The 15,563-nt window shown below is 70.0% G+C and carries 16 protein-coding genes; 10 read left to right on the forward strand and 6 right to left on the reverse strand.

What is annotated here, in order from left to right:
• Positions 1–86 precede the first annotated feature (86 nt).
• Positions 87–458: a thioredoxin gene (trxA, locus tag SROS_RS15935; protein WP_012889970.1), complete on the forward strand. Its 372-nt coding sequence runs from the start codon at positions 87–89 to the stop codon at positions 456–458.
• An 84-nt stretch (positions 459–542) separates the two neighbouring features.
• On the opposite strand, the gene SROS_RS15940 is transcribed toward trxA, so the two are convergent.
• Complete coding sequence (locus SROS_RS15940) at positions 543–1,874, reverse strand: class II 3-deoxy-7-phosphoheptulonate synthase (protein WP_012889971.1); 1,332 nt, start codon at positions 1,872–1,874, stop codon at positions 543–545.
• A gap of 65 nt (positions 1,875–1,939) precedes the next feature.
• Positions 1,940–3,157, reverse strand: a complete 1,218-nt coding sequence (locus SROS_RS15945) for an FAD-dependent oxidoreductase (protein ID WP_012889972.1) — start codon at positions 3,155–3,157, stop codon at positions 1,940–1,942.
• Between the two features lie 93 nt (positions 3,158–3,250).
• On the opposite strand from SROS_RS15945, the gene sigK reads away from it, so the two are divergent.
• Both sigK and SROS_RS15955 read left to right on the forward strand, forming a co-directional pair.
• Positions 3,251–3,841 carry an ECF RNA polymerase sigma factor SigK gene (gene sigK, locus SROS_RS15950; RefSeq protein ID WP_043652108.1) on the forward strand — a complete coding sequence of 197 codons (591 nt, stop codon included), beginning with the start codon at positions 3,251–3,253 and terminating at the stop codon, positions 3,839–3,841.
• Complete coding sequence (locus tag SROS_RS15955; RefSeq protein WP_012889974.1) at positions 3,838–4,584, forward strand: anti-sigma factor; 747 nt, start codon at positions 3,838–3,840, stop codon at positions 4,582–4,584. Before sigK ends, SROS_RS15955 begins: the two co-directional genes overlap by 4 nt.
• Before the next feature lie 23 nt (positions 4,585–4,607).
• Here the strand turns inward: SROS_RS15955 and SROS_RS15960 are convergent, their stop codons facing one another.
• Positions 4,608–5,174, reverse strand: a complete 567-nt coding sequence (locus SROS_RS15960; protein ID WP_012889975.1) for a nucleoside deaminase — start codon at positions 5,172–5,174, stop codon at positions 4,608–4,610.
• Between the two features lie 232 nt (positions 5,175–5,406).
• Between SROS_RS15960 and SROS_RS15965 the strand changes: the two genes are divergently transcribed.
• The 5 genes from SROS_RS15965 (at position 5,407) to SROS_RS15985 (ending at position 8,597) form a co-directional block, all read left to right on the forward strand.
• Complete coding sequence (locus SROS_RS15965) at positions 5,407–6,255, forward strand: antibiotic biosynthesis monooxygenase (RefSeq protein ID WP_218919851.1); 849 nt, start codon at positions 5,407–5,409, stop codon at positions 6,253–6,255.
• A 114-nt stretch (positions 6,256–6,369) separates the two neighbouring features.
• Positions 6,370–6,891 (forward strand): GNAT family N-acetyltransferase, encoded by a 522-nt coding sequence (locus SROS_RS15970; protein WP_012889977.1) that lies wholly within the window; start codon positions 6,370–6,372, stop codon positions 6,889–6,891.
• 159 nt (positions 6,892–7,050) lie between these two features.
• On the forward strand, positions 7,051–7,758 hold the full coding sequence (locus SROS_RS15975) for an RraA family protein (protein ID WP_012889978.1): 708 nt from the start codon (positions 7,051–7,053) through the stop codon (positions 7,756–7,758).
• An 84-nt stretch (positions 7,759–7,842) separates the two neighbouring features.
• On the forward strand, positions 7,843–8,100 hold the full coding sequence (locus SROS_RS15980) for a hypothetical protein (protein WP_012889979.1): 258 nt from the start codon (positions 7,843–7,845) through the stop codon (positions 8,098–8,100).
• Entirely contained in the window at positions 8,097–8,597 is a 501-nt protein-coding gene (locus SROS_RS15985; protein ID WP_012889980.1) for a hypothetical protein, read from the forward strand. Before SROS_RS15980 ends, SROS_RS15985 begins: the two co-directional genes overlap by 4 nt.
• An 8-nt stretch (positions 8,598–8,605) precedes the next feature.
• Here SROS_RS15985 and SROS_RS15990 read toward each other — a convergent pair whose 3' ends face one another.
• A complete protein-coding gene (locus SROS_RS15990) occupies positions 8,606–10,213 on the reverse strand; it encodes an N-acyl-D-amino-acid deacylase family protein (RefSeq protein WP_043652113.1) in 1,608 nt (535 codons plus the stop codon).
• A gap of 430 nt (positions 10,214–10,643) precedes the next feature.
• Here SROS_RS15990 and SROS_RS15995 point away from each other — a divergent pair, with 430 nt between their 5' ends.
• Positions 10,644–11,486, forward strand: coding sequence for a class I SAM-dependent methyltransferase (locus tag SROS_RS15995; protein ID WP_012889982.1), 843 nt, complete (start codon positions 10,644–10,646; stop codon positions 11,484–11,486).
• Positions 11,487–11,638: 152 nt separating this feature from the next.
• Positions 11,639–13,045: an Ig-like domain-containing protein gene (locus SROS_RS45995; RefSeq protein WP_148269098.1), complete on the forward strand. Its 1,407-nt coding sequence runs from the start codon at positions 11,639–11,641 to the stop codon at positions 13,043–13,045.
• Between the two features lie 128 nt (positions 13,046–13,173).
• Here the strand turns inward: SROS_RS45995 and SROS_RS16005 are convergent, their stop codons facing one another.
• On the reverse strand, positions 13,174–14,352 hold the full coding sequence (locus SROS_RS16005) for a S8 family serine peptidase (protein WP_245564653.1): 1,179 nt from the start codon (positions 14,350–14,352) through the stop codon (positions 13,174–13,176).
• Positions 14,353–14,565: 213 nt separating this feature from the next.
• Entirely contained in the window at positions 14,566–15,561 is a 996-nt protein-coding gene (locus tag SROS_RS16010) for a phosphotransferase family protein (protein WP_012889985.1), read from the reverse strand.
• Between the last annotated feature and the right edge of the window lie 2 nt (positions 15,562–15,563).

The raw sequence follows: 15,563 nt of genomic DNA on the forward strand, positions 1-15,563 counted from the left end.
GCCTCCCCGGGGGGGTGGATGGAATGCCGGGCGAGGGTAAGTGGTTATGCGAGCCATACAGATGCGACAGACAAGAGGAGCCAACGGTGGCGACCATCGAGGTAACCGAGAAGAACTTCAACGAGATCGCCGACGAGGGGATCGTCCTGCTGGACTTCTGGGCCGCCTGGTGCGGACCGTGCCGCACGTTCGGGCCGATCTTCGAGAAGTCGTCGGAGAAGCACGACGACATCAAGTTCGGCAAGATCGACACTGAGGCGGAGCAGGCGCTGGCCCAGGGCTTCGAGATCACCTCGATCCCGACGATCATGGCCATCCGTGACGGCATCGTCGTCTTCGCCCAGCCCGGGGCGCTGCCCGCGCCCGCCCTGGAAGACCTGATCGGCCAGGTCCGCGCGCTCGACATGGACGCGATCCGGGCCGAGCTCGCGAACGAGATGGGCGTTCAGAACAACTGATGCCCGGGCCCGAAAAGCCCCGCGACCGTTGACGGCGCGGGGCTTTCGCTTGCGGTGGCCCTCCGGAGCGCCGGAGGGAGGAGGTCAGACCGAGCGGTAGAGCTCCGCCACCCGGAAGGCCAGGTCCAGCGACTGGCTCCGGTTGAGGCGCGGGTCGCACGCCGTCTCGTAGCGCAGGGCCAGGTCGTCCTCGACGATCTCCGCGCCGCCGCCCACGCACTCGGTGACGTCGTCACCGGTGAACTCGATGTGGATGCCGCCGGGGTGGGTGCCGAGGTCGCGGTGGACGTCGAAGAAGCCCGCCACCTCGTTCAGCACGTCGTCCAGGCGGCGGGTCTTGTGGCCGCTGGGCGCCTCGAAGGTGTTGCCGTGCATGGGGTCGCAGATCCACGCCACCTGGGCGCCGCTCGCGGTGACCTTCTCCACCAGCGCGGGAAGGTGCTCGCGGATCTTCGGCGCGCCCATCCGGGTGATGAACGTCAGCCGCCCGGCCTCGTTGTCCGGGTTCAGCTTGTCGATCAGCGCGAGGGCGTCCTCCGGCGTGGTCGTCGGGCCGAGCTTCACGCCGATCGGGTTGCGGATCCGGGCGAAGAACTCCACGTGCGCGCTGTCGAGCTGGCGGGTGCGCTCGCCGATCCAGACCATGTGCGCCGACACGTCGTACGGCTGGCCGGTCCGCGAGTCGATCCTGGTGAGCGCGCGGTCGTAGTCGAGGATCAGGGCCTCGTGCGAGGAGTAGAACTCGACGCTGTGGAACTCCTCCGGCTCGGCCCCGCAGGCGCGCATGAACGCCAGCGCCTGGTCGATCTCCCGGGCGAGCTGCTCGTAGCGCTTCCCGGCCGGGGACTCGATCACGAAGTCCTGGTTCCAGGCGTGCACCTGGCGCAGATCGGCGTAGCCGCCCTTGGTGAAGGCGCGGGCCAGGTTCAGCGTCACCGCGGAGGAGTGGTAGGCGCGCAGCAGCCGCCAGGGGTCGGGGACGCGGGACTCGGGGGTGAAGTCGAAGCCGTTGACCATGTCGCCCCGGTAGGCGGGCAGCTCCACGCCGTCCCGGGTCTCGGTGTTCTTGGAACGGGGCTTGGCGAACTGCCCGGCCATCCGGCCGATCTTCACGACCGGTACCTTCGCCGCGTAGGTGAGCACGATCGCCATCTGCAGCAGCGTCTTCAGCTTGTTGCGCACGTCGTCCGCGGTGGCCCCGGCGAACGTCTCGGCGCAGTCGCCGCCCTGCAGCACGAAGGCCTCGCCCCGCGCCACCGCCGCCAGATCCGCCTTGAGGTTGTCACACTCCCCTGCGAAGACCAGGGGCGGCAGCCCCTGCAGTTCGGCGACGACCTTGTCCAGCTCGCCGCGGTCGGGCCACTCGGGCTGCTGCGCCGCAGGCAGCTGCCGCCAGGAATCGAGGTTGATGCTCACGACATACCAGGCTATTGCAACCAGGTCAGCGAACCGACCCGTTTGTCCACAGACTGAGAACGTCTTTATGCATGGTGAGACTCGACCGGGCTCCCGACATGCTCGGGACGGACGCCGAAACCGATGAAACGGCGGGCCAGCGCGCCGATCACGGGGATGCGCGAGATGTCGCGCGGCAGCCGTACCGGCCCGGCCTCCCCGGACAGGGCGGGACGGATCAGCCGGTGCTGCACCAGGCGCTGGGCGAGCTGGGTGAGCACGGTGGGCGGGGTGCGGCGGCGCTGCACCCGGGCGAGCAGGGACTCGGGGATCCCGGCCCCGGCGGCGAGCGGCCCGGCCAGCAGGTTGGCGGCGGCCACCGCGTCCTGCACGGCCAGGTTGATGCCGACGCCGAAGACGGGGGACATGGCGTGCGCCGCGTCACCGATGACCAGCAGGCCGGGGCGGTGCCAGCGGCGCAGCCGGTTGAGCGCGACCGACAGCACGCTCACGTCGCCGAAGCCGGACAGCAGCTCGACGCGCTCCTTGAGGAAGGGCAGCAACCTGGCGACGTGTTCGCGCACCGTCTCGATGCCCCGGGCCCGCAGGGAGTCGAAGCCGCCCTTGGGGATCAGGTAGGCGAGCTGCCAGTAGTCCTCGCGGTTGATCGCCACCATCATGTGCCCGGCGGACACCCGCAGGAACGGGTCGCCGGGGTCGCCGGGCTCGCGCGGCAGCCGGAACCACAGCACGTCCATCGGGACGCCGTGCTCCACCGGGACGAGCCCGGCGGCCCGGCGCACGTCGGAGTGGCGGCCGTCGGCGGCCACGGTGAGCGCCGCCCGGAGCTCGTGCTCGCCGCCGGTGTCCCGGTAACGGACCCCGCGCACCGCGTTGCCCTCACGGATCACGTCGTGCACCTCGGCGTTCATGACGAGCCGGAAGGTGGGATACCGCTTCGCGGCGGCGGTGACCAGGTTGAGGAAGTCCCACTGCGGCACGAACGCGATGTAGTTGTATCTGCCGGGGAGCCTGGACAGGTCGGCGATCGGCACCGTGGCGTCGTCGGTCTGCAGGGTCATGCTGTAGGCCTTGCGGTGGGGCAGCCGGTCGAGCTCCTCGGCCAGGCCGAGCTCGTCGAGGACCTGCAGGGTCGAGGGATGGACGGTGTCCCCCCTGAAGTCACGCAGGAAGTCGCCGTGCTTCTCCAGGAGCGTCACCTGGACGCCGGCCCGGGCCAGCAGCAGGGCGAGCACGGCCCCCGCCGGGCCGCCCCCGGCGATCACGCATGTGTTCTGATCCATAATTCATCACCCATTGAAATTCTGGCACAGGATGCTCTCCAAGAAAACAGCCTTCCCGGCAATCCGTTCCTCACCCGGTGTCGAATAGCAGGTGTGAGGACAGAACGTGAGCCCTCGGGGGTGCCGGCCTCCGGGGAGGAGCCCGGTCTGGAGGACCTCCTGGCCCAGGTGGCACTGGGGCGCGAGCAGGCCTTCAACCGGGTCTACGACCTGCTGGCCGGCCCGGTGTTCGGCCTGGCCCGGCGGGTCGTGCGGGACCGGGCCCAGGCCGAGGAGGTCGCACAGGAGGTCCTGGTCGAGGTGTGGCGCACCGCGTCCCGGTATGACCGGACGCGGGGCAGCGCCCTTTCGTGGGTGATGACCATGGCCCACCGCCGCTCGGTGGACCGGGTCCGGTCCGCGCAGGCCTCGGCCGACCGGGAGGAGAAGGTCTCCCGGATGTCCGGGGAGGTCGCCTACGACCAGGTCTCCGAGGTGGTCACCACCCGCCTGGAGGGGGAGCGGGTGCGTCGCTGCCTCGGCGGCCTGACCGATCTCCAGCGGCAGGCCGTGACCCTCGCCTATTACGGTGGCTACAGCTATCCGGAAGTGGCGGGGCTGCTCCGGGTGCCGCTCGGCACGATCAAGACCAGGATGCGCGACGGACTCGTCCGGCTCCGCGACTGCATGGGGGTGGAACGATGAACGAGGACCTCCACACCCTGTCCGGCGCCTACGCGCTGCACGCGCTTCCGGAGCCGGAGGTGGCACTCTTCGAGGATCACATGGCAAGGTGCGAGGCCTGTGCCGTCGAGGTGCGCGGCCTGTCGGAGACCGCGGCCCGGCTCGCCGCGGGGGCGACCGAGGCCCCGCCCGCCTCGCTCCGCGCCCGCGTCATGGCGCAGATCGCCGAGGTCCGCCAGGAGCCACCGCTCCTCGACGTCCGCGCCGAGCCGCCGCCCGGCGAGGTGGTACGGCTCGAGCCCCGCTCCGCGTGGCGCGGGCGCGTCGCGATGGGCCTGGCCGTGGCGGTGAGCGCCGCCGCGGTGGTCCTCGGCGTCGTGGCCGTCGACGCCCGGCGGGAGCGCGACGCGCTCCGGCAGGTCGTGGCCGTGATCGCGGCGCCCGACGCCCGGACGGTCAGGCACCCCGTCTCCTCCGGCGGCACCGGCACGATGGTGATGTCCCCCTCCGAGGGGAAGATGGTGTTCACCGCGAGAGGGCTCCCCCCGCTGCCCGCCTCCCGGGTCTACGAGCTGTGGCTGATGGGCCCCGACGGCGTCCGCCCGGCAGGGCTGCTGGAGCGGACCGCGGGCGGCGACACGGTGCCGGTCATGGCCACCCCGCTCCGGGGTGACGACCGGCTCGGCCTGACCGTCGAACCGGCCGGCGGCTCCGACCAGCCCACCACGGCCCCGATCATGGTCGCCGACCTGCCGTCCACCTGACCGGGCCGCGGCCGGCGCGATGATCAGTATGGGTGATGGTTCGGCCTGTCCGTCCAGGCCGCGTAGGCCTGGGCGCCGAGCTCCGGATAGATCTGCTCGATCCGGATCTTGCGCTGGTCGAGGGGCTTCTGGAAGTCCTCGTACTGGAAGGCGTCGTCGAAACCTATCTTCCTGGTCGCCTCCAGGTCGGAGCCGAAGTAGACGGAGTCGATTCTCGACCAGTAGATGGCGCTCATGCACATCGGGCACGGCGCGCCGCTGGTGTAGAGGGAGCACCCCAGGAGCATTCCGGCCCGCCGGGGCAGCGGATCGGGAGATCCCTCGGGGCGCGGCACGAGCGTGAGCGTCGACTCGTTCTGGTACTCCTCCGATATGGAGGGGGCCCACGGATTCAAGATCTGAATGGCCTTGCGAATGGCCTCCACTTCGCCGTGCGCGGTCGGATCGCCGGTGAGGAGAACACGATTCTGCCCTCGGGCGATAATGTCGCCGTCCTTGACTATGACCGTTCCGAATGGGCCGCCCCATCCATTCATGACGGATTCGGTGGCGAGCCGTACGGCTTCAGTCATGAAATTCTTCGGATCCATACCGAAACCTCCGAGAGGTAAAGAAAAAACGAAAACCTGTCATGGTCGTCCGTTGTGTCCCATTCATTGCGGTGCTTTTTTACCCGGCCGGCCCTGCACTACACTTGACCAGGTGAAGCCTAATGTGGCCCGCGGGCCCGGAGGTGACGGCGCAACCGTGGTGATTTCCTCGAAGGTCCGTGAGGGCCACGAGGGGGATTACCGGCGCTGGCAGGAGAAAATGCATGACGCCATGCGTTCCTCCACGGGTTTCGAGGGGGCGGAGGTTTACCCGCCGGCTCCCGGCGAGCAGAGCACGTGGGTGGTCGTGTTCCGTTTCTCGGGCATTGACGGGTTGACCGGGTGGCTGAATTCCGAGTTGCGGGGGAAATTGCTCGACGAGGTGCGCCCGCTGCTGGAGGAGCCGGCGGCGTTGGAGATCCTCGCGGGGGAGACGCCGCCCAGGGACACGGTCACGGTGGTCGTCTCCCACAGCGTGCGGCCAGGCCGTGAACGCGATTATCTGCGCTGGCAGGACAAGACGCGCAAGGCCCAGGAGAGGTTTCCCGGCTTCCTGGGTTACGAGGGGTTCGAACCCGTGGCGGGGATCCAGGAGCGCTGGGTGGTCATGTTCCGCTTCGACACCCGTGACCATCTCGACGGATGGCTCGCCTCCGACACCCGCAGGAAACTGCTGGACGAGGGCCGCCACTACTTCCTCGACTACGACGTGCGAACGATCCGATCGGCGTTCAGCGGCTGGTTCGGGTTCGGCGGCGAGACCGGGCAGGGACCCCCGCCCAACTGGAAGCAGGCCATGTCCGTGCTGCTGGCGCTCTACCCCACCGTGATGATCCTGAACCTGACGCTGAGCCCCGCGCTCAAGGCGGCGCACCTGCCCGGGTATCTGGCCCTGTTCATCGGCAACGTGGTGAGCGTCGCCCTCCTCACGTGGCTGCTGATGCCGCTCGTCAACAGGATCTTCGCGTCATGGCTGCTGCCCGGCAGGGCCGTCTCCGCCTCCACGAGCGTGGCCGGTGCGCTGGTGATGGTGCTGTGCTTCGCGCTGTCCGTCGCCGCCTTCGGCATGATCACCGGTTAGACGCGCGCTGACGACGTGGCCGGGGTCCCTTCCGGCCGGGCCGGGTGGCCTCCGGCCTTTCATCCGCCTGGAGGGTGATGCGCACCGCCACCCGGTTGGGCGAGGGTTGGACCCATGACCGTTTACGAGACCGAGCGGCTGACCGTCCGCCTGTGGACCCATGACCAGGGCGACCTCGACCGGATGTCCGATCTTTACTCCCGCCGGGAGGTCACCCGCTGGCTGCCGCCCTTCTTCGCCTTCGAGGCGGCGCCCGCGGTGGACGGCTGGCGGGCCTTCCATGAGCGGGACCGCCGGTTCGGATCCTGGGCGGTCGAGGTCCGCGACACCGGGGTGGCCGCCGGGACCGTGCTGTTCCGGCCGATCCCGGGAGGGGAGGGGGAGATCGAGGTGGGCTGGCACTTCCACCCCGACTCCTGGGGGAACGGCTACGCCACCGAGGCGGCCCGTGGCGCGGTCGAGCGCGGTTTCGCCTCCGGGCTGGAGGAGGTCTACGCCCTGACGATGCCGGGCAACGAGGCGTCCATCGCCGTCTGCCGGCGGCTCGGGATGACCCCGCTCGGCCGGACCCGGCGTTTCTTCGACCTGGAGTCGGAGATGTTCCACCTTCCCCGGACGGACGCCGGCCTCCCCTGAACACCCGTTCCGCTGAGAACGCGGCGCGGGCACGGCCAAGGGCAGAGAGGCAGGGGAACCGGCCGGGAAGTCGGCGCCGCGCGGATTGATGCCGGCTCCGTGACGTGCGAGTGTCGAGGACGATGACGTCCCGGCGGAGACAGGGAAAGGGAGCACGGTATGGATCGCCAAGAGCTCCGGAGGCGGTTTGCGGCTTTGAACACCGCCCATCTGGCGGATGCGTGCATTCGCGCTCAGATCCCGGTGCGGTGCGCGCCTGCGCGCCTGCACGCCGTCGTGCCCGGAAGCCGCCTGGCCGGGTGCGTGGTTCCTGCCCAGCATGTCGGCAGCGTCGACGTTTTCCTGGAGGCGTTCGAAGGGGCCGCGCCCGGCGACGTGTTGGTGGTCGACAACGGCGGACGTCTCGATGAGGCGTGCGTCGGCGATCTGGTGGTTCTGGAGGCTCAGGCCGCCGGGCTGGAGGGGATCGTGATCTGGGGGCTGCACCGCGACACGGCCGACATACGGGCGATCGGGTTGCCGGTCTTCAGCCTGGGGGCGGTCCCGACCGGCCCGCTACGCCTCGACGCCCGTCCCTGGGACGCGTTGGAGTCCGCCACGGTGGGAGACTCCACGGTGGGCCGTGAGGACCTGGTCCTGGGTGATGACGATGGGGTGCTCTTTGTGCCGGCCGCCCGAGCCGAGGACCTCTTCACGCTCGCGGAGACGATCCGCGACACCGAGCGACGCCAGGCCGAACGGGTCCGCGCAGGTGTCTCCCTGCGCAGTCAGGTGCAGTTCGACACCTACCTCGTTCAGCGCCGGCAGACGCCCTCCTTGAGCTTCCGTGATCATCTGCGAGCCGTGGGCGGGGCCGTTGAGGAATGACCGCGCGTCGCGGCGGGGGTGAGCGACAGCCCGGCGGCGCATCCCGGCGGACCGTCTCCCGGACCTCGGGCCGCGCACATCCGGATGTCCGATCTTTACTCCCGCCGGGAGGTCACCCGCTGGCTGCCGCCCTTCTTCACCTTCGAGGCGGCGCCCGCGGTGGACGGCCGGCGGGCCTTCCACGAGCGGGACCGCCGGTTCGGATCCTGGGCGGTCGAGGTCCGCGACACCGGGGTGGCCGCCGGGGCCGTGCTGTTCCGGCCGATCCCGGGAGGGGAGCTCCGGAGGATTCCCGGGTCACTGACGGAATTTTCCCGGGTCACTGACGGAAGGTGTCAGTGACCCGGCCCTACGGTCCGGCCATGGTCTTCCACCGCAAACAACTGCGCGTGCCCGCCCCGGCCGTCGCCGCCGGACGTCACGTCAAGCGATACCACGTCAACCTCGACGGCTCCGAGATCGACCAGGCCCGCCAGGAGGCGGCCTACGCCTTCCTGCCGGGCCTGCTGCCCCGCCCCGACGGCACCCCGGCCGCCACGTTCACCGTGCTCCACGAGACCGCGAACGGCATCTTCCTCAACGCCTACAGCTGGTACTGGGACAACGTCCTGTACTGCAGGACCGCGGCCGCCGGGATCCCTTTCCTGGGCTGCCCGGACGAGGACTACACCCACTGGGTGGAGCTGGCCGAGCCGCTGATCGGCTGCGTCTGGGAGCTGCCCCCCATCGAGCACGAGCGCTCCGCCTGGATCCGCCACGTTCTCCAGCCGGCCGAGCCGGATCTCGGCGCCTACCTCGCCGATCTGCTCCCCGAGGGCCCCATCGGCCAGGTGTGCTGACCGCGCTCTCACCCCTGACCGCGGCGCAGTGCGCGTCCCGGCAGAGCGCCGGTGGGGGTGCCGTCCCGCAGCGCGGCGATTCCGTTGACCACCACGTGGCGGACGCCGGTCGCGTACTGGTGTGGACGCTCGTAGGTCGCGTGGTCGTGGACGGTCTCCGGATCGAAGACCACGAGGTCGGCGTAGGCGCCGGGAGCGATCCGGCCCCGCCCCGCCAGCCGGAGGGTGTCGGCGGGCAGCGAGGTCATCCGCCGTACGGCCTCCTCCACGCTGAGCAGTCCCTCCTCGCGGACGTACCGCGACAGGATCCTGGCGAAGCTGCCGTACGCCCGGGGATGGACCGGCAGGTCGGTGAACGGAGGCTCGGCCGGCACCGACTCGGAGTCGGAGCAGATCGAAACCCAGGGGCGGCGCAGCGCCATCCGGATGTTGTCCTGATGCCCGATGAAGTAGGCCGCCATCATCTCGGGGTCGCCTTCCACCAGGTCCAGCAGCAGGTCGAGCGGATCATCCGCTCCCGCGCGAGCGGCGGCCTGGGCCAGGGTCAGTCCCGCGGTGAGCGAGCCGTCCGCGGCGTTGGACAGCAGCAGCACCTGCTCAGGCCCGCCCGCGGCGAGGTAGAGGTTCTCCCACTCGACTGAAGGGCGTCGGATGGCGGTCTTCATCTCCTCCCGGACCCCGCGATCGCGCAGCCGCTCCAGCAACCGGCCCTGGCCGCCCGCGTGGAACGGCGGCGGGATGACCGCTCCCAGCGACGTACTGCCCGCCTCGTAGGGGTAGACGTCGGCGGTCACCGGCTGGCCCGACGCGCGGGCCGCGTCGATGAGGTCGATCGCAAGCGCCATCTTGTGCCAGTTGTCCCGCCCGGCGGCCTTGAGGTGGTACACCTCCACGCGTGTCCCGGCCTCGCGGCCGATGCGCAGAATCTCCTCGATGCCCTCGACCAGGCGATCGCCCTCGCTCCTGATGTGGGAGATGTAGAGGGCGTCGTGCCGGCTCAGCACGCGCGTCAGGGCGATGAGCTCCTCGGTGGACGAGTAGCTCTCCGGCGGGTAGATCAGCGCCGACCCCACGCCCAGCGCTCCGTCGGACAGCTCCTCATCCAGCAGCGCCGCGGCCGCGTCCAGCTCAGCCCGGGTGAGCGGCCGGTTGTCGTTCCCGGCGCCGAGCATGCGCAGGTTGTGTGACCCGACGAAGCTGGCGATGTTCGGGGCGACACCCGCCGACGACAGGTCACCGAGGAAATCCGCCAGCCGCGGCCAGCCCAGCCGCGTGCCGTCGGCCTCCACCTTGCCGACGGGGACCGACTCCAGCATGCGCCCGGCAACCGGCCCCAGGGAGACGCCCTCGCCGAAGACCTCCGTCGTCACACCCTGATAAAGATCGGACAACCCGCGTGGATCCTGCTGAAGCGCCAGATAAGCATGGCTGAGCACGTTGATGAATCCGGGGGCGACGGCGCACCCCGCCGCGTCGAGCACCATCGCCCCCTCCGAGTCAGGGATGGAACCAACGCCGAGGATCCGATCCCCCTCCACCGCGACATCGGCCGAACGTCCCGGAGCCCCGGTTCCGTCGTAGACCGTCCCACCCCGGATGATCAGCGTGCTGGGCATGCGAGCCCCCCTTTCCACTGCGCCACTCGGGATTCTCACCCCCGACCCACCGTGAAACTTCGTCGCACCCGCCGAAAGAACACGCCCCCGTTGGTCCGCCCCCCAAACCGAAAGCCCGGCGACGCCCCACCGCGGCCGCCCCGGACAGGCCCGCGCCGGTCACCCCCGCTCCGCGCGGATCGCCGAAGAAGTCTCCCCGGTTTCGTCGTGGCGGCCATGGGTCGCCGGCGCATGACGCACTGGTTCGGGTGCGTCCCGAGGCATGAGCAAGCACACCCCGTGGGACGAGGAAGCCGCCGCCGGGTCCGGTCCGCCGCGGCCAGTGCTCTGACCGGGATGGGTTCACCGGGTTTCGAGCCGCGTGCACGTGGCGCCGGAGGCGGTGAATTTCGCTCGCCGAGCGGGCGATGGGGCATCTACCGTGTTCGCCATGATGGATGCGGAGATCTTGAAGTACTACGAGCACGGTCTGGAGCGGGACCGGCTGGCCGCCGGGGGGCGGCAGATCGAGTTCCTCCGGATGTGGGATCTGCTGCAACGGCATCTGCCGCCGCCCCCCGCACAGGTGCTGGACGTAGGCGGTGGCGCCGGCGTCTACGCATTGCCGCTGGCGGCTGCCGGCTATGAGGTGCACCTGGTCGATCCGGTGCCACTCCACGTCGAGCAGGCGATCACGGCCTCCCAGGCCGCTTCCGCTCGGCTGGCGAGCGTCACGGTCGGTGACGCCCGGGCACTGGAGGCCGCCGAGGCCGGCGTCGATGCCGTGCTGTTGCTTGGTCCGCTTTACCACCTGACGGATAAGTCCGATCGCATCACGGCGCTGCGTGAGGCCCGGCGGGTGGTGCGACCGGGCGGGTTCGTCGTCGCGAAGGCGCTGTCCCGGTTCTATCCTCTCTTCGAGAGCCTGGCCGGGGGCCGGCCGCCCAACCCCGGTGAGATCGAGGACACCGTCCGGTTCCTCGCCGACGGGCAGTACCGCAACCCAGGCGGTGATCCCGCGGGGTTCACGACCTCCTACTTCCACCGGCCGGAGGAGCTGGCCGGTGAGATCCGGGAAGCGGGCTTGGATCTGCGGGTGCTCGTCGGCGCGAGCGGCAATGTCAAGCTTCTCCCCGACTTCGCCCAGCGGTTGGAGGACGCGGGACAGCGTGACCACCTGCTGTCCGTACTCCGCCTGATCGAGATGGAGTCCTCCGTCATCGGCATGAGCCAGAACTTCGTCGCGGTCGCGCAGGCACCCGCTGGGGAGTCGCAGGCGCCCGCCGGGGAGTAGGGCCGGAGATCTCATTCAGCCGGGGCCGGCACTCCGCTCACCGCCAGGAGATCGTATACGCGCCTAACGTAATCGATCGATTACAGAGAGTACTGTCCGTTGTGAAGTTGATCTACGAGGGCATCCTCACGACGGAATGGAAGTTCAGGTTGATGTCACAACGACCCGGATCCGCGCTCACCGCGCTGGCCTGCGCCCTGCTGGCGCTGGCCACCTCCGGCACGCCGGTGGCGGCCGCCACCGGCACACCCGCCACCACCGTGCGGCAGGCCGCCGCGCAAGCCGCCGCTGCGCCCTGTGTCCGGCCGGGCCAGGCGACCTACCCGGTCGACTACTACTGGAAGAACGTCCTCGGCATGCGGCTGGGCAGCGGGTCGGTCGCGGTCGACACCTCCCCGTCCCTGTGGGGCGGGCAGATCGCACCGGGCGCCACCTTCACCCTCACCCTGGCCCACCGCACCGCCCAGTGGCCGCTGCTGGTCAGGAGCTACACCACGATGTGGGACCTGTCGTCCCTGCTGGCCAACGCCGACATCGTCAGCCAGTCAGGGGCGGGCACCATCAGCGGCACCACCCTGTCGATCAGCTCGCAGGGGTCCAAGACCGACCCGGCCGCGAAGGTCATCACCTTCCGGGTCAGGCAAGGCACCATCGGCAACAGCATGACCATCCGGCCCACCGGGATCAGCAGCGTCCTCGCAGCCCCGGGCCAGCTCGGAAACAACGCACCCGCCCCGCCGATCCAGATCGTCAGCGGGCAGTCCATCTCCCCCACCAGCGCCGCCGCCGACAGCGCCACCACCGCGATGGGCACGGCCGTCAGCGTGCCCGTCCTGGCCAACGACACCGCGGCCGCACCGGCGATCAGCGCTCTCACCCAGCCGGGCAACGGCACCGCGACGATCTCCGGCGGCACCGTGATCTACACCCCCGCCGCGGGCTTCATCGGCACCGACACCTTCACCTACACCATCACCACGGCCTGCGGGACCAGCACCGCCACGGTGACGGTCACCGTCCCCTGTCCCTGGAAACCGGTCAACCTGGTCAACGGCAGCTTCGAGGCGCCGCCCGTGGCCTCGATCGACTGGTCCATCCCCGACGCCTCCACCAACCCGAGCGTCGGCTGGCACACCACCGCCACCGACAACAAGCTGGAGTTCTGGCGCGGCGGCGCGAGCGGGATTCCGGCCGCCGACGGCCAGCAGTTCGCCGAACTCAACGCCAACCAGGTCTCGATGCTCTACCAGGACCTGCCCACCGTTCCGGGGACTCCGATGACCTGGTCGCTGTATCACCGGGGCCGCCTGGGCACCGACGTGATGCGGGTGCTCATCGGCGCCCCGGGCTCGACCGCGGCTCAAGTCCCCACCGGGGCCTCCTCCGCGGACATCTCCGACGACAACACCGCCTGGCGCCGCTACACCGGGGTGTATGTCGTCCCTCCGGGGCAGACCGTCACGCGATTCGCCTTCGAGTCGGTGTCGGCCGCGGGTGGCAGCCCGACGGCCGGCAACTTCCTGGACGGCGTGACTTTCCAAACGCCGCCCTGCCCGTAACCACCACCGAGAACGCGTGAAGGCGGGCAGGACCCACAACCCGGGTGCGCACCCGCTCCTGTCACACTCACGTACCGCGCGGACCCACGGACACCTCCTGCGGTGTCCGTGGGTCCGTTCGCCCGATGTCAGAAGGTGGCGACGTTGAGCAGCTTCTCCTTGATGCCGTCAGGGTCGTCGGCGTTGTTCCAGTTGGTGGTGCCCGCCGCCTGGAGCGCGGACTTCACCGCCGCCGGCGTCGCCGCCGGATGCGTGGCCTTGTAGAGGGCCGCTCCACCGGCAACGTGCGGGCTGGCCATCGAGGTGCCCGAGATGGTGCTGGTGCCGCTGCTCCTCCAGGTGGACAGGATGCACACGCCCGGGGCGATGATGTCCACGTCGGCGCCGTAGTTGGAGAAGCTGGCGAACGTGTCGTCGACGTCGCTGCGGCAGGTGGACGCCGCCCCGCCACCGGGAAGCCCGTTGAAGTCGGCCAGCGCGCTGACCGTTATGACCTCGTCGTACGCCGCGGGCACGTGGTTGGCCGCGTTGTCGGTCTCGTTGCCGGCCGCGACCACGAAGGTCACGCCCGCCGCGACGGCGGCGCAGATCGCCCGGTGCATGGCGTCGTTGTTGGTGTTGCCGCAGTTGCCGTCGTCGGCGCCGAGGCCGCCGAGGCTCATGTTCGCGACCTCGATCTCGGAGGCGTGGGCGGTGACGTAGTCGATGCCGCAGATCACCTGCGACCAGCTGCCGCCGCCGCTGTTGTTCAGCACGCGCACCGGCCACAGGCGGGCGCCAGGTGCCACGCCGACGACGGCGCTGGTGTTGTCCAGCGCCCCGACCGTGCCCGCCACGTGTGTTCCGTGGCCGTGGCCGTCGTTGGCGCTCGTGCCGGTGTTGCAGTTCTTGGCCCCCGCGGTGTAGACGTTCAGGTCGGGGTGGGTGAGCTGGATGCCGGTGTCGATGATCGCCACGTCGACGTTGACCCGCGTGTCCACGCCGTTGATGGCGGCGGTGGGGCTGAGCTCGGCGTCGACCCGGTTGACCCCTGTGGGCAGCGTCTGGGCGCTGATCGACACCACCCCGTCAGGCTGCACGAACTGCACCTGCGGGTCGCGGGCGACGGCGGCGGCCGCGGTGGCGCTCATCTTCGCCGAGTAGCCGCGGAGCGCGTGGTTGAAGATCTTGTCCACCGCGGCGCCACGGGAACGTGCCTGGGTGCCGGCGAAGGCCGAGGGGTCCGTGCCGTCCTGCAGGACGACGATGTAGTTGCTGACAGGGTCCGGTGCGGCGGCGATCGCGGCCGTGGCCGGAATCGCCGTCATAGCGAGGGAACTTGCGAAGAGAGCTGTGAGGAGCGTCTTGCGCATGGGGGATCCTCCACTCTGCGGCCCGTTTTGGGCAGGCAAAGCTGAGGTTGACACGCTGAGTCATGAGTTTCTATAAGCTGAGTCAAGGATTCGCATGATATTTATATAAAATAATTGAAATGGTCATATATCACCGCAAATAGCTCAGGCCGGAAACGGAGCCGCGGATCAGGGCGCGGGCTGGGCGGAGAGCCGGTCCAGGGCTCTGACCAGGGCGGCGGCGCTCAGGTCCCGGAGGGGGGCGTAGTCCTCCTCGGGATACTGGCGGGGACCGTTCTCCACCAGGATGATCAACGCGAGGTAGAGACGGTAGAGGGCGATCCGGGCGCGGGCGGAGTCGGTGAACTCCACCACGCCGCCCGCCTCCCGGTATCCCGCCACGATCTCGTCGGACTCGTCCAGCTCGCCGAAGATCGTCGGCGTGACGAAGTCGGCCAGCGGGTCGCCCCAGAACGCCCGCTCGTGGTCGATGATCGCCTGGATGCGCGGGCTGTCGCCGGGGGTCAGGAAGACGTTGCCCGGCCAGAGGTCGAAGTGGACCAGGGAAGGCGCCTTCACCTCCTCCAGCACGCCCGCGCTCGCCTCGATCACCGCCGAGATCTCCGCCGCCGGCCTCGGCAGCGGCGTGGCGTAGCGGCGGGCGTCCGCCAGGATCGCGCCGGTCATCGCGAGGAAGGCGGCCCGCCAGGTGCCGCCGGTCAGGCCCGCGTGCGGGTAGCCGTAGACGTCACCGGTGATCGAGTTCAGCCGGGCCAGATGGCCGCCGAGCTCCCGGCGGAGCGCCCGCTGGTCCGCGTCGGCCGGCGTGACCTGGTTCCACGGCACCCCGCCGAGGGCGGACAGGACCAGGTAGTCGCCGCCCAGCACCGGATCGTCGAACCCGGCGCACAGCAGCTCGGGTCCCGGCACGCCGGCCGGCCCGGCCAGGCCGTAGACCATCGCCTCGGTACGCAGCAGGTTGCGTTCGTAGCGCAGCTGCTCCAGCTCCGGCGGGGGCGACAGCTTGAGCACCACCTCGCGGCCGTCCTCCAGCGTCAGCCGCCAGACGGCGTTGGCGAAGCCGTCGGTCAGCTCCGCGGAGGCGGTGATCCCGGTACCGAGGGCCCGCCGGGCCAGCGCGTCGAGCTCGGGGGCGGTGAGCGGGCGTTTGGTCCTGCTGTCCATCG

The organism is Streptosporangium roseum DSM 43021 (genome assembly GCF_000024865.1).
GTDB classification, from domain to species: Bacteria; Actinomycetota; Actinomycetes; order Streptosporangiales; family Streptosporangiaceae; genus Streptosporangium; species Streptosporangium roseum.

Bases quoted from the DNA above. Each gene is read 5' to 3' on its own strand.
- SROS_RS15980 (WP_012889979.1), top strand. From the start codon at position 7,843: ATGTCCGATCTTTACTCCCGCCGGGAGGTCACCCGCTGGCTGCCGCCC.
- SROS_RS15965 (WP_218919851.1), top strand. From the start codon at position 5,407: ATGCGTTCCTCCACGGGTTTCGAGGGGGCGGAGGTTTACCCGCCGGCT.
- SROS_RS15960 (WP_012889975.1), bottom strand. From the start codon at position 5,174: ATGGATCCGAAGAATTTCATGACTGAAGCCGTACGGCTCGCCACCGAA.
- SROS_RS15990 (WP_043652113.1), bottom strand. From the start codon at position 10,213: ATGCCCAGCACGCTGATCATCCGGGGTGGGACGGTCTACGACGGAACC.
- SROS_RS15955 (WP_012889974.1), top strand. From the start codon at position 3,838: ATGAACGAGGACCTCCACACCCTGTCCGGCGCCTACGCGCTGCACGCG.
- SROS_RS15975 (WP_012889978.1), top strand. From the start codon at position 7,051: ATGGATCGCCAAGAGCTCCGGAGGCGGTTTGCGGCTTTGAACACCGCC.
- SROS_RS15970 (WP_012889977.1), top strand. From the start codon at position 6,370: ATGACCGTTTACGAGACCGAGCGGCTGACCGTCCGCCTGTGGACCCAT.
- SROS_RS16010 (WP_012889985.1), bottom strand. From the start codon at position 15,561: ATGGACAGCAGGACCAAACGCCCGCTCACCGCCCCCGAGCTCGACGCG.
- SROS_RS16005 (WP_245564653.1), bottom strand. From the start codon at position 14,352: ATGACGGCGATTCCGGCCACGGCCGCGATCGCCGCCGCACCGGACCCT.
- SROS_RS15945 (WP_012889972.1), bottom strand. From the start codon at position 3,157: ATGGATCAGAACACATGCGTGATCGCCGGGGGCGGCCCGGCGGGGGCC.
- SROS_RS15995 (WP_012889982.1), top strand. From the start codon at position 10,644: ATGATGGATGCGGAGATCTTGAAGTACTACGAGCACGGTCTGGAGCGG.
- SROS_RS45995 (WP_148269098.1), top strand. From the start codon at position 11,639: ATGTCACAACGACCCGGATCCGCGCTCACCGCGCTGGCCTGCGCCCTG.